The sequence below is a fragment of the Streptomyces sp. NPDC048644 genome (genome assembly GCF_043199105.1).
GTDB lineage: Bacteria > Actinomycetota > Actinomycetes > Streptomycetales > Streptomycetaceae > Streptomyces.
Genome location: NZ_JBICVO010000001.1, coordinates 408111 through 432190 on the forward strand (window position 1 = coordinate 408111; position 24080 = coordinate 432190).

At 72.8% G+C, this 24080-nt stretch carries 19 protein-coding genes; 13 read left to right on the forward strand and 6 right to left on the reverse strand.

Features of this window, described 5'->3' with window-relative positions; genetic code table 11:
* The first annotated feature begins 57 nt into the window (after positions 1–57).
* The 4 genes from sucB (at position 58) to ACGFNI_RS01860 (ending at position 6826) form a co-directional block, all read left to right on the forward strand.
* Positions 58–1785 carry a 2-oxoglutarate dehydrogenase, E2 component, dihydrolipoamide succinyltransferase gene (sucB, locus tag ACGFNI_RS01845; protein WP_393679652.1) on the forward strand — a complete coding sequence of 576 codons (1728 nt, stop codon included), beginning with the start codon at positions 58–60 and terminating at the stop codon, positions 1783–1785.
* Positions 1786–2042: 257 nt separating this feature from the next.
* The gene (locus ACGFNI_RS01850; protein WP_393679654.1) at positions 2043–2666 is read left to right on the forward strand and encodes a GntR family transcriptional regulator; all 624 of its coding nucleotides are present in this window, start codon (positions 2043–2045) and stop codon (positions 2664–2666) included.
* 221 nt (positions 2667–2887) lie between these two features.
* A complete protein-coding gene (gene aceE / locus ACGFNI_RS01855) occupies positions 2888–5551 on the forward strand; it encodes a pyruvate dehydrogenase (acetyl-transferring), homodimeric type (RefSeq protein ID WP_393679656.1) in 2664 nt (887 codons plus the stop codon).
* A gap of 270 nt (positions 5552–5821) precedes the next feature.
* Positions 5822–6826: a helix-turn-helix transcriptional regulator gene (locus ACGFNI_RS01860; protein WP_393679658.1), complete on the forward strand. Its 1005-nt coding sequence runs from the start codon at positions 5822–5824 to the stop codon at positions 6824–6826.
* A gap of 26 nt (positions 6827–6852) precedes the next feature.
* On the opposite strand, the gene ACGFNI_RS01865 is transcribed toward ACGFNI_RS01860, so the two are convergent.
* On the reverse strand, positions 6853–7851 hold the full coding sequence (locus ACGFNI_RS01865) for an SDR family oxidoreductase (protein WP_393679659.1): 999 nt from the start codon (positions 7849–7851) through the stop codon (positions 6853–6855).
* Positions 7852–8023: 172 nt separating this feature from the next.
* Complete coding sequence (locus tag ACGFNI_RS01870; protein WP_393679660.1) at positions 8024–9925, reverse strand: hypothetical protein; 1902 nt, start codon at positions 9923–9925, stop codon at positions 8024–8026.
* Positions 9926–10125: 200 nt separating this feature from the next.
* Here ACGFNI_RS01870 and ACGFNI_RS01875 point away from each other — a divergent pair, with 200 nt between their 5' ends.
* The 3 genes from ACGFNI_RS01875 (at position 10126) to ACGFNI_RS01885 (ending at position 13081) form a co-directional block, all read left to right on the forward strand.
* Positions 10126–10644 (forward strand): DUF4240 domain-containing protein, encoded by a 519-nt coding sequence (locus ACGFNI_RS01875; RefSeq protein ID WP_393679662.1) that lies wholly within the window; start codon positions 10126–10128, stop codon positions 10642–10644.
* A 53-nt stretch (positions 10645–10697) separates the two neighbouring features.
* Complete coding sequence (locus ACGFNI_RS01880) at positions 10698–11582, forward strand: TIGR01777 family oxidoreductase (RefSeq protein WP_393679664.1); 885 nt, start codon at positions 10698–10700, stop codon at positions 11580–11582.
* A 206-nt stretch (positions 11583–11788) separates the two neighbouring features.
* On the forward strand, positions 11789–13081 hold the full coding sequence (locus ACGFNI_RS01885; protein ID WP_393679665.1) for an FAD-dependent oxidoreductase: 1293 nt from the start codon (positions 11789–11791) through the stop codon (positions 13079–13081).
* Positions 13082–13126: 45 nt separating this feature from the next.
* Here the strand turns inward: ACGFNI_RS01885 and ACGFNI_RS01890 are convergent, their stop codons facing one another.
* A complete protein-coding gene (locus ACGFNI_RS01890) occupies positions 13127–14581 on the reverse strand; it encodes a regulator (protein WP_393679667.1) in 1455 nt (484 codons plus the stop codon).
* A gap of 366 nt (positions 14582–14947) precedes the next feature.
* On the opposite strand from ACGFNI_RS01890, the gene lipB reads away from it, so the two are divergent.
* From lipB to ACGFNI_RS01910, 4 genes are all read left to right on the forward strand, one after another.
* Positions 14948–15763, forward strand: a complete 816-nt coding sequence (gene lipB / locus ACGFNI_RS01895) for a lipoyl(octanoyl) transferase LipB (protein WP_393679669.1) — start codon at positions 14948–14950, stop codon at positions 15761–15763.
* A 125-nt stretch (positions 15764–15888) separates the two neighbouring features.
* Positions 15889–16839, forward strand: a complete 951-nt coding sequence (gene lipA, locus ACGFNI_RS01900; protein ID WP_393679670.1) for a lipoyl synthase — start codon at positions 15889–15891, stop codon at positions 16837–16839.
* A gap of 217 nt (positions 16840–17056) precedes the next feature.
* Positions 17057–17272 (forward strand): hypothetical protein, encoded by a 216-nt coding sequence (locus ACGFNI_RS01905; protein ID WP_393679672.1) that lies wholly within the window; start codon positions 17057–17059, stop codon positions 17270–17272.
* Between the two features lie 10 nt (positions 17273–17282).
* Positions 17283–17993: a DUF4191 domain-containing protein gene (locus ACGFNI_RS01910; RefSeq protein WP_393679674.1), complete on the forward strand. Its 711-nt coding sequence runs from the start codon at positions 17283–17285 to the stop codon at positions 17991–17993.
* Positions 17994–18084: 91 nt separating this feature from the next.
* Here the strand turns inward: ACGFNI_RS01910 and ACGFNI_RS01915 are convergent, their stop codons facing one another.
* Positions 18085–18552 carry an RDD family protein gene (locus ACGFNI_RS01915; RefSeq protein WP_393679675.1) on the reverse strand — a complete coding sequence of 156 codons (468 nt, stop codon included), beginning with the start codon at positions 18550–18552 and terminating at the stop codon, positions 18085–18087.
* 249 nt (positions 18553–18801) lie between these two features.
* Between ACGFNI_RS01915 and glnA the strand changes: the two genes are divergently transcribed.
* A complete protein-coding gene (glnA, locus tag ACGFNI_RS01920) occupies positions 18802–20211 on the forward strand; it encodes a type I glutamate--ammonia ligase (RefSeq protein WP_393679677.1) in 1410 nt (469 codons plus the stop codon).
* A gap of 122 nt (positions 20212–20333) precedes the next feature.
* On the forward strand, positions 20334–21200 hold the full coding sequence (locus ACGFNI_RS01925; RefSeq protein WP_393679679.1) for an Fpg/Nei family DNA glycosylase: 867 nt from the start codon (positions 20334–20336) through the stop codon (positions 21198–21200).
* 35 nt (positions 21201–21235) lie between these two features.
* Here the strand turns inward: ACGFNI_RS01925 and ACGFNI_RS01930 are convergent, their stop codons facing one another.
* Both ACGFNI_RS01930 and ACGFNI_RS01935 read right to left on the reverse strand, forming a co-directional pair.
* Entirely contained in the window at positions 21236–23089 is a 1854-nt protein-coding gene (locus tag ACGFNI_RS01930; protein ID WP_393679681.1) for a choline/carnitine O-acyltransferase, read from the reverse strand.
* A gap of 73 nt (positions 23090–23162) precedes the next feature.
* Entirely contained in the window at positions 23163–24032 is an 870-nt protein-coding gene (locus ACGFNI_RS01935) for an arpA protein (protein ID WP_393679683.1), read from the reverse strand.
* Positions 24033–24080 lie beyond the last annotated feature (48 nt).

Sequence of the window (24080 nt, forward strand, 5' to 3'; positions counted from 1 at the left end):
GCCGTCTCGACACCGTTCGGGCAGGGGAAACCCCATCCGTTAGGAGCAACAGAAACCATGGCGGTTTCCGTAACCCTTCCGGCGCTCGGCGAGAGCGTCACCGAGGGCACCGTCACCCGCTGGCTCAAGGCCGAGGGTGAACGCGTCGAGGCCGACGAGCCGCTGCTCGAGGTGTCGACCGACAAGGTCGACACCGAGATCCCCGCGCCGGCCGCCGGCATCCTCTCCTCCATCAAGGTGGCCGAGGACGAGACCGTGGAGGTCGGCGCCGAGCTGGCCCTCATCGACGACGGCAGCGGCGCGCCCGCCGAGGCACCGGCTCCGGCCGCCGCCGAGGCCCCGGCCGCCCAGCCCGAGCCCGCCCCGGCCCCCGCCGCCGAGGCACCGGCCCCTGCCGCCGCCCCCGCAGGCAGCGCCCAGGGCACCGACGTCGTGCTCCCCGCGCTCGGCGAGAGCGTCACCGAGGGCACCGTCACCCGCTGGCTGAAGGAGGTCGGCGAGGAGGTCTCGGCCGACGAGCCCCTCCTCGAGGTCTCCACCGACAAGGTCGACACCGAGATCCCGGCGCCGGTCTCCGGCACCCTGCTGGAGATCGTGGTCGGCGAGGACGAGACCGCCGAGGTCGGCGCCAAGCTCGCCGTCATCGGTTCGGCGGACCAGGCCGCGGCCCCCGCCGCCGCCCCGGCCGCCCCGGCACCGGCCGCCCAGCCCGAGCCCGCCCCGGCTCCGGCACCGGCCGCTCCGGCGCCCGCGCCCGCCGCCCCGGCTGCTCCGGCCGCCCCGGCACCGGCTCCGGCCCCCGCGCCGGCCCCGGCCGCCCCGGCCCCGGTCACCCCGGCCCCGGCCGCGGGTGAGGGCGACGGCGCGTACGTCACCCCGCTGGTGCGCAAGCTCGCCGCGGAGAACGGCGTCAACCTCGCCACGGTCAAGGGCACCGGCGTCGGTGGCCGCGTCCGCAAGCAGGACGTCATCGAGGCCGCAGCCGCCGCCAAGGCCGCCGCACCGGCACCGGCCGCACCGGCCGCCGCCGTCTCGAAGGCCCCCGCCCTTGAGGTCTCCCCGCTGCGCGGTCAGACCGTCAAGATGCCGCGGATGCGCAAGGTCATCGGCGACAACATGATGAAGGCCCTGCACAGCCAGGCGCAGCTCACCTCGGTCGTCGAGGTGGACATCACCGCGATCATGCGGATGCGCAACAAGGCCAAGGACGCCTTCGCCGCCCGCGAGGGTGTCAAGCTCTCGCCGATGCCGTTCTTCGTCAAGGCCGCCGTCCAGGCGCTGAAGGCCCACCCGGTCGTCAACGCCCGGATCAACGAGGACGAGGGCACGATCACCTACTTCGACACCGAGAACATCGGTATCGCGGTGGACGCGGAGAAGGGCCTGATGACCCCGGTCATCAAGGACGCGGGCGACCTCAACATCGCCGGTATCGCCAAGAAGACCGCGGATCTGGCGGGCAAGGTCCGCTCCAACAAGATCACCCCGGACGACCTGGCCGGCGCGACCTTCACCATCTCCAACACCGGTTCGCGCGGCGCCCTGTTCGACACGGTCATCGTGCCGCCGAACCAGGTCGGCATCCTGGGCATCGGTGCCACCGTCAAGCGCCCCGTGGTCATCAACCACCCCGACCTCGGCGAGACCATCGCCATCCGGGACATGACCTACCTGGCGCTCTCCTACGACCACCGTCTGGTGGACGGCGCGGACGCCGCCCGTTACCTGACCACGGTCAAGCAGATCCTGGAAGCCGCCGAGTTCGAGACCGAGATCGGTCTCTGAACGACGCGCTGACAGCGCACCGCACGCGTGGCCCCGCCCGGATCCGTCCGGGCGGGGCCACGCGCGTACCGGGACCGCGCAGGGCGGCACCCGCGGCGGCCTTTACGGGTCAAATGCCCGGAAATAGGCGGCAGTCCGGGGCGCCGGACGCACCGGCAGTGAGCAGAACCACGTGTGAATCGGGCCCGCGGACCCGGTCGGGCGGTGGCCACGCCCCGTATCGTCTCCGTCACCACCCCACCCGCGAGGAGCACGTCATGACCCCGCCCGTCGTCCATTCGCTGCGCGAGCAGATCCGCGAGCACATCCTCGAGGGGATCGTCAGCGGCCGGTGGCAGCCCGGCGAACGGATCGTGGAGCGGCGGATCGCGGTGGAGCTGGAGGTCAGCCAGACCCCGGTGCGCGAGGCGCTGCGCGAGCTGGAGTCGCTCCAGCTGATCGAGTCGGCGCCCAACAAGGGCGTACGGGTGCGGAATCTGACCGCCGACGACCTGAAGGAGAGCTACCCGGTGCGGGCCGGCCTGGAGCAGGTGGCGGCGGAGCTGGCGGCCGGGCGGCTGGCGGCGGACACCACGCGTCTGGAGCGCGAGGTGGCGGCCCTGCGCGAGGCGGACCTGACGGCCGACGGGGAGGAGCAGGTCAGACACACCGTGGCCTTCCACCGGGAGATCGTGCGGGCGGCCGGGAACGCCGTGTTGCTGCACACCTGGGAGTCGCTGGGCATCGAGGTGTGGACGACGCTGTCGATCCGCTGGTTCAGCCCCGAGCCGCGGTCGCACGCGCAGGACCACCAGGAGCTCGTGGACGCGTTCCGGCGCCGCGACCCGAAGATCGGCACACTGCTCAAGGCCCACGTACTGAGCTGCGCCCCGCGGGTCTGAGCGGGAGCCCCGAGGGCGTTCCGCGGCGGGTCCGACACCCCCTTTACGTGGCACGCGGTGCCCGTCACGCGGGCACGCTGTGCCGACTTTGGGCGATACCTCCGGAGTGCGTTGATCGATCATCGATCAGAGGCGTATCGTCGCTCGGTGGGGCGCGACACCCCTGCCTGCCGAATGCCTGCCGAACCCGCATTCCCTCTCTGTCCGGAAAGGGGCCACCCATGCCCGATCCCGTGCGCCTGCCGTACAGCCAGCTCGACCAGCTCCCGGACCGCGACCCGGAGGAGACGGCCGAGTGGCGCGAGTCGCTCGATGCCGTCACCCAGGCAGCGGGCCCGCAGCGTGCCGCGTACCTGATGCGAAGGGCCCTGGAGCACACCGCGGCTCCGGACCTCGCACCGCTGGAGACGGACTACACCAACACCATCCCGACCTCCGCCGAGCCCGAATTCCCGGGCGACGAGGCGATGGAGGCCAGGATCACCGCCTGGAACCGCTGGAACGCCGCCGCCATGGTCACCCGCGGCTCCAAGCTCGGACTCGGCGGCCACATCGCCACCTTCGCGTCGGCCGCCTGGCTCTACGAGACCGGGTTCCAGCACTTCTTCCGCGGCAAGGAGGGCGACGGCAGCGGCGACCAGCTCTACATCCAGGGCCACGCCTCCCCCGGCATCTACGCCCGCGCCTTCCTCGAAGGCCGTCTGACCGAGGAGCAGCTGGACCACTTCCGCCAGGAGGCCGGCGGCGAGGGCCTGCCCTCGTACCCGCACCCGCGCCGTCTGCCCTGGCTGTGGGAGTTCCCCACCGTCTCCATGGGCCTGGGCCCGCTCTCCGCCATCTACCAGGCGCGCTTCAACCACTACCTGAAGCACCGCGGCATCAAGGACACCGCGAACTCCCACGTATGGGCGTTCCTGGGTGACGGCGAGATGGACGAGCCCGAGTCGACCGCCGCACTGGCACTGGCCGGCCGCGAGGGCCTGGACAACCTCACCTTCGTCATCAACTGCAACCTCCAGCGCCTGGACGGCCCGGTCCGCCCGAACTACAAGATCGTGCAGGAGCTGGAGTCCCAGTTCCGCGCCGCGGGCTGGAACGTCGTCAAGGCCCTGTGGGGCCAGGCGTGGGACGAGATCTTCGCCCGCGACACGGACGGCGCGCTGCTGCGCCGGCTGCGTCAGACGCCCGACGCGCAGTTCCAGACCTACGCGACCCGCGACGCCGCCTACCTCCGCGAGCACTTCTTCGGTGCCGAGCCCTCGCTGCGCGCGCTGGGCGACTCGCTCTCCGACGCGAAGCTGCTGGAGCTGTTCCAGACCTCACGCGCCGGCCACGAGCCGCGCAAGGTGTACGCCGCCTACCGTGCCGCCGTCGAGCACAAGGGTGCGCCGACCGTCATCCTGGCGCAGACCGTCAAGGGCCACACCCTCGGCACGGGCTTCGAGTCGCGTAACGCCAACCACCAGATGAAGAAGCTGACCATGCAGGAGTTCCGCACCATGCGCGACCTCCTGGAGCTGCCGATCCCGGACAGCGCCCTGGAAGGCGACCTCGTCCCGTACTGGCGTCCCGCCGACGACTCCCCCGAGATGGTCTACCTGCGCGAGCGCCGGGCGGCCCTGGACGGTCCCGCGCCGGCCCGCAAGGTGGCGGCCAAGCCGCTGCCGATGCCCGCCGACAAGACCTTCGACGCGCTGAAGAAGGGCTCGGGCAGCCAGGAGATCGCCACCACCATGGCGTTCGTCCGGCTGGTCAAGGACCTGATGCGGGACAAGGAGACCGGCAGGCGCTGGGTGCCGATCGTCCCCGACGAGGCCCGTACCTTCGGTATGGAGTCGCTCTTCCCGACGGCGGGGCTCTACTCCCCCAAGGGCGCGACGTACGACCCCGTCGACCGCGACCAGCTCCTCTGGTACAAGGAAGCCACGGACGGCCAGATCCTCAACGAGGGGATCACCGAGGCCGGTTCGCTGGCCGACTTCACCGCCGCCGCGACGTCGTACGCGACGCACGGCGAGCCGATGATCCCGTTCTACATCTTCTACTCGATGTTCGGCTGGCAGCGCACCGCCGACCAATTCTGGGCGCTCGCCGACCAGTTGGGCCGCGGTTTCGTCATCGGCGCCACCGCGGGCCGTACGACGATGACGGGCGAGGGCCTCCAGCACGCGGACGGCCACTCGCACCTGATCGCCTCGACGAACCCGGCGGCGCTCTCCTACGACCCGGCGTTCGCGTACGAGGTGGCGGTGATCGTCAAGGAGGGGCTGCGCCGGATGTACGGCGAGAACTCCGAGGACGTCTTCTACTACCTGACGGTCTACAACGAGACCAAGGTGCAGCCGGCCATGCCCGCGGGGGTGGACGAGGAGAGCATCCTGCGCGGCCTCTACCGCTACCAGGAGGCCGCGGACGCGTCCGCCGACAGCCCGAAGATGCAGCTGCTGGCGTCCGGCACCGCGATCCACTGGGCCCTGGAGGCGCAGCAGCTGCTGGCCGCCGACTGGGGCGTCGCCGCCGACGTCTGGTCGGCGCCGTCCTGGACGGAGCTCCGCCGCGACGCGCTGGCCTGCGATGAGGCCCGGCTGGACGGCGAGGACCGGGTGCCGTACGTGACCCGCGCGCTGGCCGGTGCGCCAGGACCGGTCGTGGCGGTCAGCGACTGGATGCGGGCGGTCCCCGACCAGATCGCGCCGTGGGTCGAGCAGGACTGGGTCTCCATCGGGACCGACGGTTTCGGCCTGTCCGACACCCGTGACGCGGCCCGCCGGCACTTCGGTGTCGACCCGCAGTCGGTGGTCGTCCAGGCGCTGGCCGCGCTGGCCCGCCGCGGCGAGGTCAAGCCGGAGACCGTCAAGGAGGCCAGGCAGCGCTACGGCCTGTGAGCTGTGGGCGGCCCCGGCCGACACCGGGAGCCGCCCGCCCGATCCGAGCGTGTCCGCGGCGCGCGCCCCACGGCGCCGCGGCGGGCCGCTCACCCGGCTCCCGTGCGGAGATCACCACCGCGCCCGGGATCTTCGCACGGGAACCCCCACCGGCCCTGCCGGGACGCCGCCTTCGAGGTGGCGCCCCGGCGGGGCCGTTCAACTTCCCGCCCCCTGCCCGGTGTTGGCTGCCGCCGGGCCGTTGTCAGTGGCGCCCGGCATGATGAGGACATGCGTGCTGCACGGCTGATCAAGATGGTGCTGCTGCTCCAGTCGCGGGTGTCGATGACGGCCGGCGAGCTGGCGCAGGAGCTGGAGGTGTCCGAGCGCACGGTCGCGCGGGACGTCCTGTCACTCTCCGAGGCCGGGGTGCCCGTCTACGCCGACCGCGGCCGTAGTGGCGGCTACCGCCTGATAGGCGGCTACCGCACCCGGCTGACGGGCCTCGGCCGCAGCGAGGCGGGGGCGCTCTTCCTGTCCGGAGTCCCCTCCGCGCTGCGCGAGATGGGCCTGTCGGACGCCGCGTCCGCCGCCCGGCTGAAGGTCTCCGCCGCCCTGCTGCCCGAGCTGCGCGACGCCGCGGCGGGCGCCGCGCAGCGCTTCCATCTGGACGCGCCCGCCTGGTATCAGGAGCCGGAGCCGCCGGCCCTGCTGCCGGCCGTCGCCGACGCGGTGTGGGACGACCGCCGGATCACCGCCCGCTACCTCCGCAAGGACAAGGAGGTGGCGCGGGAGCTGGAGCCGTACGGCCTCGTGCTGAAGGCGGGGGTCTGGTATCTGGCGGCGCGCGCCCTGCCGCCGTCCGGCGAAGGGCCCGCGGACCCTGGCGTCGCCCCGGCGTTCCGCGTCTACCGCGTGGACCGCTTCACGGCCGTGGCGGCGGACAGCACGCGCTTCGCCCGTGACACCGCCTTCGACCTGCCCGCCTTCTGGGAGGAGCGGGCCGAGCAGTTCAAGCGCTCGATCCTGCGGGCGGAGGTGGTGCTCCGCCTGTCGGAGCGCGGCATACGCCAACTCCCGTACGTCACCGAGCCCGCCGCCGCCCGGGAGGCGGTCGCCGCGGCCGGGGAGCCGGACGGGCAGGGGCTGCGGACCGTCACCCTGGCCGTGGAGGACGCCGAGGTCGCCTACGCGCAGCTGCTGGCGCTGGGCCCGGAGGCCGAGGTGCTGGCCCCCGCGGCGCTGCGCGACCGGTTCGCCGCGGCGGCCCGGCGGACAGCCGCGCTGTACTCCTAACTCCTGGCCGGCGTCACTACCACCGGTCACCGGTAGTCCTCCGCGGTCGCGTCCTTCCCGCCGAAGACGACGTCCTCGAAGTAGCCGTCGCAGTCGGGCCGGGAGCCGTCGGCGTCGGTGAAGTCGTAGGCGCGCGCCAACTGGCCGCTGGAGAGCGACTGACCGGTCCAGCGCCGCCTGTCGGGGTCGGCGGCCAGTGCCCGTACGGCGCGGGCGACAAGGGCCGGTGACTCGGCGATGGCGAAGTGCGGTTCCTCGGCCACCGCGTCGCGCCAGGTCTCCTCCGTCACCCCGAAGTGGTCCAGCATCTCCTCGGACCGCAGAAAACCGGGGGTGAGCGAGACCGCGGTGCCGCCGTACTCCTTCAGCTCGGCGGCGAGGCCGAAGGCGATGCGGTGCGGGGCGTTCTTGGTGAGGTCGAAGCAGAGGCTGTCGCGGTACCTGCGATTCGAGGCGGCGGTGCCGTCGGTCATCTCGACCACCAGGCCGCCGGGCCGCCGGATCAGCAGCGGCAGCGCGTAGTGGCTGGTGATGATGTGGGTGTCGATGCCCAGCCGGAACATCCGCAGACCGTTGTCCAGGTCCAGGTCCCAGAGTCTGGTGTCGAACTCGATCAGCCGGTCGCCGCCCCAGACGCTGTTGACGAGTACGTCCAGCCGCCCCTGCTCCCGGTCGATCCGCTCGATCAGCGCCCTGACCTGCGCCGGGTCCAGATGGTCGGTCGGTACGCCGATACCGATGCCGCCCGCCCGTCGCCCACCACCACCCTTGACCGAGGCCCTACGGGCCGCCTCGCCTGCTGCGGTGACCAGCTCCGCGGTCTCCTCGATGGTCTCCGTGGGCCGGCCGACCTCGCTGACCCGGCCCCGGGTCGTCCGCCCCGTTACGTACACCAACGCGCCCGCCCGGCCCAGCTCCACCGCCATCGCCCGCCCCGCGCCCCTGGTGGCCCCGGCCACCAGGGCCACCCGTCCCGCCAGTTCGCCCTGCGGGGACCGTTCCGTCACATCGGCCGCTGCCGTCATCGCTGCCACTCCTTCGCCGTCGGTGTGTGAGAGGTACACAGCGACGGTGGCAGCCCATCCCGACACCTCCTGTCGGGTTTCGACGGCGGATTCCTCCGCGGCGGCGCCCGGCGCAGGTCCGGGGCCCGGCGGCGCCACCGCCCCGGCCCCGCCCCGGCCCCGTCACGTCCCGTCACGGCCGGAACGCGTGCAGCATCCCGCCGTCCGGCAGCCGGGCCGCCACCCGGGCGGGCGCGTCCTGCGGGGCGCGTACGGCGAGGGTGGCGCCGGCCGCCCCGTGGCGTACCGCGCCGGTGACGTCGAGTCCCTGGATGCCGTGGCTGCCGGCGGCCAGGAGGTACCACGTGCCCGACTTCGCCCGCCAGCGGGTGTCGCCGACGACCTGCCGGCCGTACCGGCTGCAGGCGGCGGTGTCCTGGGCCCTGCCGACGATCCGTACGGGATCGGCGGGCCGGGCGGCCGGTGGCTGGAACTGCACGGTGACGCGGCCGGGGCCCTGCCAGGTGTCGGCGCGGCTGCACACCCAGGTGGCGCGACCGCCGTGCTCGGGAAGGGGCTGCTGCGCATACACCCAGTTGTCCACCGACCGTACGCCCGCGCCCCGCAACTCCCGCAGGGAGCAGGCGGAATGCGCCCAGTTCTGCAGGGCGGGGGCGCCGGTCGCCTCGACGGGAGCGTCCGCCGGGTGGCCGGCGGCGGGCGGCGGCAGGTAGGTGAGGTGCACCGGCGCGAGATCGCCGAGGTCGGTCATGAGGAAGTTATGGCGCTCAACCACCCGTTCCGATGAATGGAATTGCGCCACCGGCCACTGTCCGCAGGAGGCGCCCGTCGGCGGTGTCGGCACCCGGTCGGTGACCCCGTCAGGCGCCACGCGCAGCGGCTTCGCGGGTGCCTTCGGCGTCAGCAGGTCCCGTGTGGTGGCGTCGGTGACCCACGGGGCGATCAGAAAGCGCATCCAGCCGTCGCCGCGCCCGATGACCAGCGCGCCACCGGTCGTCAGATCGGCGTTGTCGACCCGCGCGAACTCCAGTGAGGCCGGGGCGTTCGCGGGCTCGGCGTAGCGCACCAGCCGCTCGCCGTCGTGGAGAACCACCACCATGACGCCGTCGATCATGCCCGCGTACAGCAGCCGCGGCGGCTGGTCAGGCGGCCGGGTCGAGGTGCCGGCCGACGCCGTGATGTGCACGTCGTGGCCAGGTTCCGCCCAGACCCGCAGCGCCCGCCGCAGCAGCTCCCGGTCACCGGTGTCGCTGCCGCGCGGCGACCAGGCGGTGAAGTCGACCCGGGAGGTGTCGGCCCAGGCGTCGTTGGGCGTGCGCAGCAGCCGGTCCGGGTCCAGCGCCTGCTGCGCCACCGTCGTGGCCCGGCCCCGCCGCCCGCCGTCCGATCCGCCGCCGACGACGACCCCGAGCGCCGCCCCGCTCACCGCGAGCACCACGGCGACGGCCATCGCCGACCGCGTCAGCTGCCTGCGGCGCAGCAGGTCGGTGGGCCTGGTCTGCAGCGTGCAGGGGTCGAACTCGCCGGAGTCCAGCAGCGTCGCGGTCGCCGGACCCGACTCGCGGTCAAGCGCCACCGCGGCCCGCTGGGCGGCGCCCGGGTCCTCGGCGCCTGCGGCGTCCAGCACCGCGACGACGTCGTCCTCGTCCATGTCTTCCAGATGCCACAGCCCGACGGCGGCACGCTCCGGCGCGGTCAGCTTGGACAGCGCCTGGTCCAGGGCGAGTTCGTCGGCGCCGCCGGCCCGGGGGAAGAGCCGCAGCCCCCAGACGAACGGCACCGCTGACCAGCGGCGCGGCTGCCGCTCCTGGGCGAGCGCGAGCTGCACGACGCGCAGCCGCACCAGCGGGTAGCCCCCTTCGGCCTGCGGCGCGCGCTGTCCCGGCAGCACGCGCTGCGGCCTGCCGCGGCCCGTGGGCAGCGCCCGCTGGACCAGTCCGTGTGCGGTCAGCACGCGGCGGTGGCGACCCATCGACGGCGGCAGCACGAGGTACGCCAGGCGCACCAGCCGCGGGTAGTGCTCGACGATGGCCGCCTCGGCCCGTTCGACATCGGCCCGGGTTCGTTCATCCATGGGCATGGCCTGGAAGCGTCCTTCAGGGGGTGGGGGGAGATCTACCGACGGGGACGGAGAAGGTGCCGATGATGCCAGCCTTCCAACGACTGATTCTTGCACCGGTCACACCCGCGGGTGATCATTCCCGGGCAGAAGAGGGCCGCATCCGGGGCATTCCGCGTGCAGGGCGGGCCGCCAGGGCCGATCATGGAGCGGTGATGGACGAGACGAAGTTCTGGGAGCTGATCGACACCTCCCGCGAGGCCGCCGATGCCGACCCCGAGGAACAGGCGGACGAGCTGACCGAACGGCTGCTGGGCCTCGACCCGGACGCCGTCGTGGACTTCGCCCGCCACTTCGAGGCCCGCTACAACCGCGCCTACACGTGGGACCTGTGGGCCGCCGCCGCCATGATGCTGGACGGCGCGAGCGACGACGCCTTCGACTACTTCCGCTGCTGGCTGATCGGCCAGGGCCGCGAGGTGTTCGAGGGCGCGCTGCACGATCCTGACCAGCTCGCCTCCCTGGTGGGCCCGTTCGACGAGGAGTCCGACGGCGACGCGGAGGAGCTGGGCTACGCAGCCGACGAGGCGTACGAGCAACTGACCGGCGCCGCACTGCCCGATCTCGGACTGACCCCGGCACCGCGCGAACCCCTGGGCGACTACCTCGACTTCGACGACGACGCGGCTCTGGCGGAGCGCTTCCCGCAGCTGTGGGAACGCTTCCGCGCGTAGGGCCCCCGTTCCGCCGCCGCGCCTCCCGGCCGCGCTGCGGGCAGTATGGCCCCATGCGGATCGCGATCACCGGCTCGACCGGTCTCATCGGCACAGCTCTCGTACGGTCGCTGCGCGCGGACGGGCACGGCGTCGTCCGCCTGGTGCGGCGCCCGCCCGCGGCCGACAACGAGGTGCGCTGGAATCCCCTGCGCCAGGAGGTGGACGCGGCGGGCCTGGCAGGCTGCGACGCGGTGGTGCACCTGGCGGGGGCGGGGGTGGGCGACCACCGCTGGACCGCCGCCTACAAGCGCGAGATCCGCGACAGCCGGGTGCTGGGCACCGCCGCCGTCGCCGAGGCCGTCGCCTCTCTGGACGTCCCGCCGCGGGTCTTCGTCTCCGGCAGCGCGATCGGCTACTACGGCGACACCGGCGACCGGCGCACCGATGAGTCGGCGCCGCCAGGCGAGGGCTTCCTGCCGTCGGTCTGCGTCGACTGGGAGGACGCGGCGACCGCGGCCCGCGACGCCGGCATCAGGACCGTCTTCGCCCGTACCGGCCTGGTCGTGGCCCGGTCAGGCGGTGCGTGGGGGCGGCTGTTCCCGCTGTTCAGGCTGGGGCTCGGCGGGCGGCTCGGGGACGGCAGCCAGTACTGGAGCTTCATCTCCCTCCGGGACCACATCGCCGCGCTGCGCCACCTCATCGACACCGAGGCGCTGACCGGTCCGGTCAACCTCACCGCGCCCGAGCCGGTCACCAACCGCGAGGTCACCGCCGTGATGGGGCGGGTGCTGCACCGTCCGACGCCGTTCCCGGTGCCCGCGCCCGCGCTGCGCCTCGCGCTCGGCGAATTCGCCGGGGACGTCCTGGGGAGCCAGCGGGTGATCCCGCGACGCCTCCTGGAGAGCGGCTTCCGCTTCACCGACCCGGGGATCGAGGCGGCCGTCAGGGCCGCTTGACGGGCCGTCAGCCAGGGCCGGGTGCCCGGACGGTGCGCGGGCCGCACCGACGCGCCCCCGCACGACCCTGTCCGCATGCCCGATGCCGTCCCTACCGTGCACGCACACATCATTCGGCATCCCCCGCGCCGGCACCGGGCATCACCACGGTGGCGCCGGGCACCGGCACGGTGCCGCCGGCGACGGGGCCGACTCCGGGAGGGCACGTGCTGCGCACCGCATCGACCGTGGACGTCGTCATCGTGGGGGCCGGTCCGTCCGGACTGGCCGCCGCCCGCCATCTGACCGCCGCCGGGCTCTCCGTCACAGTGCTGGAGGCCGCCTCGCGGATCGGCGGCAGGTCGGCGACCGACGACCTCGACGGGTTCCGTCTCGACCACGGCGGCCGGCCGCTGATCGCGACACCGGGACTGCTCAGGACACCCGGTCTCGAGGGCCTGGCGCTCAGCCGGTTCGCGCCGTGGCTCGGCCTGCACAACGGCCGCCGGGCGCAGCGGGTCAGCGCCCTCCGAAGCACAAGGGGCGCACTGGCGGCAGCGCGCGCCCTGTCGCGCGCCGACCGGCACCTGGACCGCTCCCCCGACCGCCGTACCGACCGGCACGGCGACCGGCCGGTGCCCGACCGGCCGGTCGCCGACGCCCTGGCGAGCCGCCCGGTCTTCCCGCCGCGCGCCCACGACGCGTTCCTCCGCCCGCTGTTGGGAGCGCTGCTGGGCGACCCGCGGCTGAGCGACTCCAGCCGCGGCGCGCTGCCTGCGCTGCGGGCGTTCGCCGAGGGGCGGCTGTGTCTGCCGGCCGGCGGCGCCGGCGCACTCCCCGACGCGCTCGCCGCCGGCCTGCCGCCCGGCACCGTCCGCACCTCCGTCCGCGTCACCTCCGTCTCCACCACCGCGGTCACCACGGCGGAGCACGGTCCGGTCCCCTGCCGTGCGGTGCTGGTGGCGACCGGGGCGCGGGAGGCCGCCGGGCTGCTTCCGGGACTGCGGGTGCCGCCGTTCCATCCGGCGGCCGTGCTGCACCACACCGCACCCGCGGGCCTGGGCCCGCGCCCCGCCGCCCCGCGCGAGACGCCGCTGATCCTGACCACGGAAGGCCCCGTCGCCTGGAGTTACGCGGCCGGCGCCGTCGACCCCTCGCGTGCGCCCGCCGGACGCACGCTGGTCACGACGGTGGTGCTGGGCGCCGCCGCCGCGCTCCCGGCGTCCGCGCTGGACAGGGCGGTCCGGCCGCAGCTGGCGCGGGTGCACAACGCCGGCACCGACGAGTGGCAGCTGCTGACCGCCCGTCATGACCCGTACGCGGTGCCCGCGATGCCCGCGCCGCACGACACGGAACGGCCGGTGCGGGTGCTGGCCGGGCTCTACGTCTGCGGCGACCACCGCGACATCAGCACGCTCCAGGGCGCGCTGCACTCGGGCCGCCGCGCCGCCCGCGCGCTGCTCCAGGACTTCGGCCTGCCCGCCTTCGTCGAACCCGCCACGCTGCGCACCGCGGCCTGAGGCCGGCCGGGGCCGCCCGCTCGCGGCGCGGCCCCGGGTGCGCCCTCACCCCAGGGCCGCCACCCGGTCGCGGTAGCCCCGGACCGCGGCGGCGTCGCGGTACGGCTCCAGCCGGCGTTCGAAGTCCCTGACGTATTCGTGGGCCCGCACGGACCGCATCTCGGATGCCTGGTGGGCGGCTTCGGCGCCGAGGACGCACGCCTGGTCCAGTTCGCCCAGGCCCAGCCGCGCGGTCGCCAGCACCACCCGGCAGAACAGCCGGCTGCGGGCGAAGCCGGCCGCCCGCAGCTGGAGGGAGCGCTCGGCGTGCTGGGACGCGGCGCGGTACTGCTGGAGATCGCGGTGGCAGTGCGCCAGCTCGTCGGCCAGCTGCGCCTCGTCGAAGAACCGGGCCCAGTACGGCGTCTCGTCGCCCGGCCGCGCGCTCTCCAGGGCCCGCTCCGCGCGGGCCAGCGCGGCCGTGCAGGCGCGTACCTCGCCCAGCACGCCGTGACCGCGCGCCTCCGCCGCGTGCAGCAGCGCCTGGACCACCGGCGGCGCGCTGCTGCCGACCCCCTGCTGGGCCACCCGCGCCAGCTGCACCGCCTCCCTGCCGTGCCCGAGATAGACGGCCTGCCGGCTCATCGTGACCAGCACGTAGGAGCCGTAGGCACGGTCACCGGCCGCCTGCGTCAGCCGCAGCGCCTGCACGAAGTACCGCTGCGCCAGGCCGTGCGCGGCGATGTCGTACGAGGTCCAGCCGGCCAGCCGGGTCAGGTCGGCAGCCGCGGCGAACAGCCTGCGCCCCGCCGCCTCGCTGTAGCTGCCGCGCAGCATCGGCTCCGCCTCGTGCTCCAGGTAACGCACCAGGGCCTGCCGGGCGTGGCCGCCGCCGTAGGCGTGGTCCAGGGCGCGGAAGAGGTCGCCGACCGAGCGCAGGGCGGCGATGTCGCCCGCCGTCACCTTGGCGCCGTTGACCCGGTCGAGCGGGTCGGTACGGCGCTGGCGCGGCACCGCGATCCGGCCCTGGAGCGGCACCCGCCCCGGCCCTTCCGCGCCGGGGTCGCCGCGGGCGACCCGTTCGTCGGCGCGGCCGATGAGCCAGTCGCGGCTGGGCACCACGAGGCCCGCGGGGGTGAAGGCGATCTTGCGCAGCTCGGCGTGGCTGCCGGAGTCCTTGCGCCACAGGCCGCTGACGATGTCCACGGCCTCCGCGGGGGTCGCCGCGAACTCCAGCCCGGCGTACACGGGCGCACAGGCGTCCAGGCCGAGGTCCTGGGTGGAGAGGCGGCGGCCGAGCCGCCGGGTGAACACCTCGGCGATCAGCGCGGGGGTGGTGCCCCGTGGCTGCTGGCCGCGCAGCCAGCGGGTGACCGAGGTCTTGTCGTAGCGCAGGTCGAGGCCGTGTTCGATGCCGAGTTGATCGATGCGTCTGGCGAGTCCGGCGTTGGAGAAGCCCGCCTCCGCGATGAGCGCGGCGAGCCGGCGGTTGGGCGTGCGGTGCGGGGGTCGTTCCGTCATCAGCTTTACCGGTCTCCTGCCTTTCGGGCCGGGCCGCCGGGCCCGGCTGACCCTGTCCGGCACACGCACTCGCCCTTGTGGAACGGCGCGAATGTAACGGCCTTCGGCCCCGTTCTCGCCGCTTGCGCCCCGTGTTCATCCGATCGTGTGAGCAGGGCGCCTGCGCTCCACACGGCGGCGCGCGCCGGCTGTGCCCCGGCCGGGGAAGCCCCGTTCACCGGTTGCGGAGCGCCGCTCCCCCGGGCCCCCGGCCGCCCGCCCCGGCCGCCTGTGGCCGCCGCGGAGGGCGGCCGTACAGTGGCATGGGCGCGAAGTGGCATCAAACGTTGCAGCGCACTGCAACAGAGGTTTCGAAGAGGAGCTGCCGTGACTGCGATCTCTCGGGGGGAGACCCCCGCACCCGAGGGGCTGCGCTTTGTGCATCTGGGCTTCGGCGATGACGCCGTCGAGTACACGTCGGCCTGGCAGGAACAGCGCCGGGTGCACGCCGCCCGGTTCGCCGACGAAGTGCCCGACACCTGCCTGTTGCTGGAGCACCCGCCCGTCTACACCGCGGGCCGCCGCACGTCCGACGACGAGCGTCCCCTGGACGGCACCCCGGTCATCGACGTGGACCGCGGCGGGAAGATCACCTGGCACGGCCCGGGACAGCTGGTGGGCTACCCGATCCAGAAGCTGCCGCGCCCGGTCGACGTCGTCGCGCACGTCCGCCGCCTGGAGGACGCCCTGATCCGGGTCTGCGCCGACTTCGGCGTCGAAGGCACCCGCGTCGAGGGCCGCAGCGGGGTGTGGGTGCTCGGCGACCCGGTCGGGGAACGCGCCGCCCTGGGCGGCCTGAACCTGGACTTCGACCCGCGGCTCGCGGACGAGCTGTTCGACCCGCGGCTCAACGGACCCGAGTACGCGCCGTCCAACGCCGGCCAGCGCCGCGAGGACCGCAAGCTCGCCGCGATCGGCATCCGCGTCGCCAAGGGCGTCACGATGCACGGCTTCGCGCTGAACGTGAACCCGGACAACACCTCGTTCGACAAGATCGTGCCGTGCGGCATCCGGGACGCCGGGGTGGCCTCGCTCTCCGGTGAGCTGGGCCGCGAGGTCACCATCGCCGAGGCGCTGCCCGTCGTCGAGAAGCACCTGCGGGACGTCCTGGAGGGCGCCGAGCTGCTCCCCCGCGCGGTCTGACCCCGGCCGTCAGGAATGCCGGCCTCGTATACGGGGTTGGCGCACGTAACGACGTGCGAATTACCGGGCGTACCCTGGTGTACGCCGCTGAATCGAATGCCGCGATAGCAGAAAGGGGCGCCGACGTGTCCGCTGTCGCACCCGACGGACGCAAGATGCTGCGCCTGGAGGTCCGGAACAGCCAGACCCCCATCGAGCGCAAGCCCGAGTGGATCAAGACCAGGGCGAAGATGGGCCCCGAATACAACCATCTCCAGGGCCTGGTCAAGAGCGAGGGCCTGCACACGGTCTGCCAGGAGGCGGGCTGCCCCAACATCTTCGAGTGCTGGGAGGACCGCGAGGCGACGTTCCTCATCGGCGGCGAGCAGTGCACCCGGCGCTGCGACTTCTGCCTGATCGACACGGGCAAGCCGCAGCCCCTGGACCGTGACGAACCGCGCCGCGTGGCCGAGTCCGTCCAGACCATGGGCCTGAAGTACTCCACGATCACCGGCGTCGCACGCGACGACCTGGAGGACGGCGGCGCGTGGCTGTACGCGGAGACCGTCCGCCAGATCCACGCCCTGATGCCGGACACCGGCGTCGAGCTGCTGATCCCCGACTTCAACGCGATGCCCGACGCGCTGGCCGAGGTCTTCTCCTCGCGCCCCGAGGTGCTCGCCCACAATGTCGAGACCGTCCCGCGGATCTTCAAGCGCATCCGTCCCGGCTTCCGTTACGAGCGCTCGCTGGAGGTCATCACCAAGTCCCGCGAGGCCGGACTCGTCACCAAGTCCAACCTCATCCTGGGCATGGGCGAGACCCGCGAGGAGATCAGCGAGGCGCTGCAGGACCTCTACGACGCGGGCTGCGAGCTGATCACGATCACGCAGTACCTGCGGCCGACGCCGCGCCACCACCCCGTCGACCGCTGGGTCAAGCCGGCCGAGTTCGTGGAGCTGAAGCAGGAGGCCGACGAGATCGGCTACGCCGGTGTGATGTCCGGGCCGCTGGTCCGCTCCTCCTACCGTGCGGGACGCCTATACCAGCAGGCGATCGAGCGGCGCGAGGTCGAGGCGTCCACTCAGGCGGTCTGAGCCGCCCGGCGCGCCAATGTGGGAAACCTGGCACATGCTGGGAGGACGCGGCCCGCACTCCCCCAGGCAGGGGGCGCGCGGGCCGCGTCAACGTTTCGTCGTGTTTGACCGGCAGGTCACCCGTTGGAAACACCCTTCGGTGACGATGGAGGCACGCCCCGCGTCCGGACCTACCGCTCCCGCACCCCAGCCGCACTCCCGAGGGAGATCCATCACCATGCAGGCCGCGCCGCTCCGCGCCACCGCACATTCCGTCCCCTCCGTCACCGGAGCGCTCCGTGCCGTCGAGGCGCTGCTGCTCGGCGGCGGACAGCGCACCGCCCGCCGGAACGCCTGGACATCCGTCCTGGAGGACCGCCGCCGGGCCAGCGACCGGCAGGAGGCCCAGCACGTACTGGAGGCCGCGGCGACCCGTCGCCCGCAGGCCACGTAAACTTCCTTGTATGGCGAGGAAGGCAAACTCAGACGGCGCTGCCGGCGCCGGCAACCCCGGGCGACTGAAGCAGATCGCTCAGACCTACAAGATGACCCGTCGGGTCGACTCCAAGGTCGGTCTTGTCGTCGCTGGCGTGGGCATCGTCGTATTCGGCGTACTCCTTGCCATCGGCTTCGCGATCGGCCACCCCGTGTACGCGGGCATCCTGGGCTTCGTACTGGCCTTCCTCGCGATGGCGATCGTCTTCGGACGCCGCGCCGAGCGGGCTGCCTTCGGGCAGATGGAGGGCCAGCCGGGCGCGGCTGCCGCGGTGCTGGAGAACGTCGGCCGCGGCTGGACGGTCACCCCCGCGGTGGCGATGAACCGCAGTCAGGACGTCGTCCACCGGGCGGTCGGCAAGGCCGGCATCGTGCTGGTCGGCGAGGGCAACCCGAACCGGTTGCGCGGGCTGCTGGCCGCGGAGAAGAAGCGGATGGCGCGCACTGTCGCGGACGCCCCCGTCCACGACATCGTGGTGGGCGACGGCGAGGGCCAGGTGCCGCTGAAGAAGGTCCGTACGACGCTCCTGAAGCTGCCGCGGGTACTGCCCGGCGCCCAGGTGACGGCCGTGAACGACCGGCTGCGCGCACTCGGCGACCTGATGAGCAACATGCCGGTGCCGAAGGGCCCGATGCCCAAGGGCATGCGGATGCCCAAGGGCGGCGGCAAGATGCGCTGACCGGCCGGGCCGCCCGACGCGCCCCGACCGACCACAACGCCCCGGAGCCACGGCTCCGGGGCGTTTCTTCTGTGCAGCGCCGAACCAGGGCTCAGATCCTGACCTGCACCGCCCGCGCGAGCCGGTCGTGCAGCCCGCGGCCGTCGCGGTCCCAGATGACGGCGGGGATGACGATCACGAGCAGGACGGTGCGCAGCACCACCCGGGGCAGCGAGAGCCGTCCGCCGCCCTCGGCCACCACCCGCAGGCCGAGCAGCCGCTTGCCGGGCGTGAAGCCGACGGTGCCGACGGTCAGCACGCTCAGCACGGCGAAGACCACCAGCGCCCAGTTGCTCGCCGACTGCGCCCGGCCGCCGCTGAGCAGGCCGTACGCGATGACCATGCACAGCGCCCAGTCGATGAAGAGGGCGACGAAGCGGCGTCCCGGCCGGGCGATCGAGCCGGGGCCTTCCGCCGGCAGCCCCAGCTGCGCTCCGCGGTGGCCGAACTCGACGCCCATTTCCTCTGCCGCCGCGCGGGGCCCGGAGATCCACGATCCGATTGCTTGCCTGTTGTCCACCCGACCACGGTACTGCGACCGCATACGTTCGATTCCCCGCGGGGCGCCGCAGCCACCGGAAAACGGCGCTCACCAGGGCACACCAGGAGGTGCGGAGGGCCGCGCGCCGGTTAACCTCAGCGAAACAAATGGGTCATGCTGGAGAAATCACGCCTGCCTATGGTCGGGCAAGCGCGCCACCGCACATGGTCGCGCTCCGCGTAGCAACCCCGCGTCCGCCGACCGGTGACCGGGCTAGGAGGAGTTGGGATGTTCGAGAACGCCGACGAGGTAAAGAAGTACATCGCGGATGAGGACGTCAAGTTCATCGATGTCAGGTTCTGCGACCTGCCCGGTGTGATGCAGCACGTCACGATCCCGGCGAAGGCGTTCGACCCGAACGAGGAGCTGGCCTTCGACGGCTCGTCGATCCGCGGCTTCCAGGCGATCCACGAGTCCGACATGTCGCTGCGCGCCGACCTGTCGACGGCCCGGCTCGACCCGTTCCGCCGTGACAAGACCGTGAACATCAACTTCTTCATCCACGACCCGATCACCGGTGAGCAGTACAGCCGCGACCCGCGCAACATCGCCAAGAAGGCCGAGGCGTACCTCGCCTCCACCGGCATCGCCGACACCGCCTACTTCGGCCCCGAGGCCGAGTTCTACGTCTTCGACTCCGTGCGCTTCGAGACGTCGGCGAACCAGTCCTTCTACCACATCGACGCCGAGTCCGGCGCCTGGAACACCGGTTCCGAGGACAACAACCGCGGCTACAAGGTCCGTTACAAGGGCGGCTACTTCCCCGTCCCGCCGGTCGACCACCACGCCGACCTGCGCGCCGAGATGTCCCTTGAGCTGGAGGCGGCCGGCCTCCAGATCGAGCGCCAGCACCACGAGGTCGGCACCGGCGGCCAGGCGGAGATCAACTACAAGTTCAACACGCTGCTCGCCGCGGCCGACGACCTGATGCTCTTCAAGTACATCGTGAAGAACGTCGCCTGGCGCAACGGCAAGTCCGCGACCTTCATGCCCAAGCCGATCTTCGGCGACAACGGCTCCGGCATGCACGTCCACCAGTCGCTGTGGCAGGGCGGCACCCCGCTCTTCTACGACGAGCAGGGCTACGCGGGCCTCTCGGACACCGCCCGCTACTACATCGGCGGCATCCTCAAGCACGCCCCGTCGCTGCTGGCCTTCACCAACCCGACGGTGAACTCCTACCACCGCCTGGTCCCCGGCTTCGAGGCCCCGGTCAACCTGGTCTACTCGCAGCGCAACCGCTCGGCGGCCATGCGCATCCCGATCACGGGCTCCAACCCGAAGGCCAAGCGCGTCGAGTTCCGCGCCCCCGACCCGTCCTCCAACCCCTACCTGGCGTTCTCCGCGCTCCTCCTGGCGGGCCTGGACGGCGTCAAGAACAAGATCGAGCCGGCCGAGCCGATCGACAAGGACCTCTACGAGCTGGCCCCCGAGGAGCACGCGGGCGTCGCCCAGGTCCCGACCTCCCTCCCGGCCGTCCTGGACGCCCTCGAGGCCGACAACGAGTACCTCCAGCAGGGCGGCGTCTTCACGTCCGACCTGATCGAAACCTGGATCGACTACAAGCGCACCAACGAAATCGCCCCGATCCAGCTGCGCCCGCACCCGCACGAGTTCGAGCTTTACTACGACCTCTAAAGAGCGCGCACCCCGGCCGGCCCCGGTCCCTCCGTCGTGGAGGGGCCGGGGCCGGCCCGTTGTACGACCGGAGGCGGACGCTTCCGGTATCCGGGCACGCCCTCCCGATGCACACTGACCCCATGCCCGAATTGCCAGAAGTTGAGGCTCTTGTTCGGTTTCTTGATGAGGAGGTGGGTGGGCGGACCGTGGAGCGGGTGTATCCGGTGGCGGTGAGTGCGCTCAAGACGTATGAGCCGGCGGTGGGGGCGTTGGAGGGGCGGGTGGTCGATGGGGTGGGGCGGCGGGGGAAGTTTTTGGTTTTTGGGGTGGGGGGATTGGCGTTGGTGGTGCATTTGGGGAGGGCGGGGTGGGTGCGGTGGAACGGGCGGATGCCCGAGGGGCCGCCGCGGCCGGGGAAGGGGCCGTTGGCGTTGCGGGTGCGGCTCGTGGAGCCTGCGGGGACGGGGTTCGACGTGACCGAGGCGGGGAGTCGGAAGCACGTCGCCGTGTATGTGGTGGCCGATCCGGTGGAGGTGCCCGGGGTGGCGCGGCTGGGGCCCGATCCGTTGGGTGAGGGCTTCACCCTGGGGGCGTTCGCGGGGATGGTGCGGGGCGAGCGTCGGCGGATCAAGGGGGTGCTGCGCGATCAGAGCGTGCTGGCCGGGATCGGGAACGCGTACGCGGACGAGATTCTGCACGTGGCCCGGATGTCGCCGTTCAAGGTGGCGGGGACGCTGTCCGACGGGGAGGTGGCGCGGGTGCACGCGGCGGTCGGGGCGACGCTGACGGACGCGGTGGAGCGCTCGCGCGGGGTGGGGCTGCGGGAGTTGAAGGCGGAGAAGCGGAGTGGGATGCGGGTGCACGGGCGGACGGGCGAGGCGTGTCCGGTGTGCGGGGACACGGTCCGTGAGGTGTCGTTCAGTGACGAGTCGATGCAGTACTGCCCTACGTGCCAGACGGGCGGGAAGATTCTCGCGGACCGGCGGATGTCGCGGTTGTTGAAGTAGCGGGCCGCCGCCATGTGCGGCGGCCCACCCGTGTGTCAGTCGGTGGTCAGGAGGGTGCGGAGTTCGGTGACGGCTTCGCGGAGGTGGCCGGCGAAGGCGTGCATCGGGTCGGCGACGGCGAGCGGGGTGCTCAGGTAGAGGTTGAAGCGGTCGGGCAGCAGGACGTAGGCGACGCCGATGCAGCGGCTGCTGGTCGAGCCGAAGCCGAAGTACTGGATGTGGGCGGACGGCGCCGAGCTGGTGCTGAGGTAGTCGTCGCGCAGGGTCAGCCAGCCCGGGGAGCGGTAGAGGGCGGGCCGCTCGGCCACACCGAGTTCGGCGCCGCGGCGGCGCTGGATCAACTCCAGTTCCCACAGGTGCTGCTCGGGTGCCTGGCCCGCCTGGCACTCCTTGGCGCGGGTGACGTGCTGCTCGGCGGCGGCCCTGAACGCGGCGCGACGGGTGTCCCGGTCCGCCGCCGGGTCCTCCATCGCCGTCACGAACGACTGGATCTCCGGGGTGATCACCCGCATCGCCTCGGTCCTGCCGCGCCGCCACTGGCGGGTGGCGATCGACTCGTAGGTGGCGCCGATGTGCCCCTTGGCGCGCTGGTGGGCGAGTTGGTAGGCGAGCTGAACGAAGGCGTCGGGGGAGACGCCGAGGGCCTTGGCCGCGTCGGCTCCGAAGTCGTCGAAGGAGACGGTGCGGGTCGCGGTGGACCGGCCGTAGGCGGCGAACGCCTCGGCGGCGGTGCGCACTTGAGCGCGCAGCGCGTCGTCCAGGGTGAAGGTGACGGGCGCCGGTTCGGGGGCGCCCTGGGTGCGGGCGCCGGAGCGCCGGGACTGCTCGTCGGGCGGGGTGCCGAGGAGCGCGTCGACGAAGCTGAGGACGGTGGTGCCGTCCAGTTCGCAGTGTTCGATGTTGATGCCCGCGCGGCCGTCGGCGAAGACGATCAGGGAGACCGCCTTGTCGAACCAGCGGTTGCCGCGGTCGCCGTACAGCAGCTCGTCGCACGCCTCCTGGGTGCCGGCCGGCGCGAAGTCCTCCAGGCAGACGCAGAACAGTGCGGTCTCGACGGTGTCGAGAGCGGCGGCGTTGCCGGGGTGGCAGGCGAGGAGTGCGGTGCGGGCGGCGGCCCATTCGGCGCGGGCCATGGTGGTGAGGTGGCCCACCGATGTGCCGTCGGGTGCCGGTTCGGATCCGGCCCGCTGGACGGCGCGCAGCCCGGCACGGAGGTCGTCCAGGCTGTGCGGCGTGCCGTCCGGGCCGATGACGTCCAGCCGGAAGAGGTGGCCGTGGTGGAGGACCACGATGTGCCGGGCGTCGGAAGGGCCAGGCCACGCCTCGGTGTAGGGGCTGCGGACGGTGTCCTGGTCGGTGCCGGGGATCCTGGTGGTGGAGAAGAGGAACTTGTTCTGCTCCATCGACTGCGGACGGCCGCGCTGCACCACCGGGGGGATGGCTTCCCGGTCGAGCCGGCACTTGTAGTCGACGGCGCCGGCGATGAGTCCCGCCGCCCGGTCCAGGGCCGCCGACGCGGGCGGTGGTGACTGCGGCTGCGGCTGCGGCGGGGCGGTGTCGCGGAAGAGGAAGAAGAAGTTGGCGTTGAGGGCGATGCGGTCGCGGCGGCCCAGGTAGCGGTAGGGCCAGAAGGTGTCGAGCCAGCTGTGCACGCCGTCCGTGGTGTCGTACGCGGCCAGCGCCGCCTGGAGGGTCTCGCCGGGGCCGCCGGGGCGGCGGAAGGCCGCGACCTCGGCCTCGGTCGCGGCCAGCTCGTCGGCGGTCAGCAGCGGCCGGCACCAGGTGAGGAACCGCTCGCAGCTCTCCTCCAGCGTGGGCAGCGGCACCCGCGGCAGGCTGTCCTCGCGGGCGAAGGTCGAATCGGCTGCGACGTCCTGACGGGTCTTCAATTCGGCTCTCGATTCTGTGCGTTGGGTCCTGGCAGGTCCTCTTGGGTTACCACGGCGGTCGCACCGCGCGGCGTCAGTCCAGCAGCCGGTCGCCCCGTACGGCCGGGCCGTCGGCCGCCAGGTGGGCGGGCAGTACCCGGCCGAAGAGCTGGCGGGTGCGGGCCGCGCTGCCGATGACGCCGGGGCGCTCGCTGTAGGCGAAGATCGCGGAGTGCCGCGCGCGGTCGCCGCGTACCGGGCTGACGCGGTGCAGGGAGTAGCGGCCGGTGAAGAGCTGGAGGTCGCCAGGGCGCAGCGGGAGGCGGTGGACCAGGTGTCCGCCGCGTCCTTCGATGACGTCCCGTACGTCGTCGAAGCGTTCGTCCCGGGCCGACCTGATGTGCGGGCAGTACGCGAAGTCGCCGCCGTCGTCGGCCTCTTGGGTGAGCATGCTGACGGTGAACTCGTTGGTGTCGAAGTGCCAGGGGTGTTCCATGCCCGGCTCGACGACGTTGAGCACGAGGCCGGAGAGCGGGTCGGCCAGTTCGTGCAGCCGGGGCAGTCCGAAGCAGTGGGCGAGGAAGCGCTGGAAGGCGGGGTGGGAGTAGAGGCGGGAGATGAGGGTGGTGGTGGGGATGCGGTCGCGGGCGACGAAGGCGTTGCCCCGGCGGAAGGTCCGCCGTCCGGGGTGGCCTGGCGGCAGTTCGCGGTCCACCGCGATGTTGTAGACGTTGACCGTCTCGACGTCGAAGTGGGCCCGGGGTGCGAGGGCCGCGCACTCCTCGCGCAGCAGGCCGGCGAGGGCGGGGCGGATGAAGTCGGTCAGCACGGTGCAGCCGAGGGTGCGCAGGTCGTGCCGGGCCCGGGAGATCACGGCCTGCCCGTCGGCGCCGAGCGGGTCCGCCAGGGGGTACCGGTCCGTGTCGACCATCCGGTCGAGCGTGAGGGCTTCCAGAGTGCTCATGCAGTCCTCTCCACGTCTTTTCACGCCGTGCCGCGCGCCCCGGGAGCG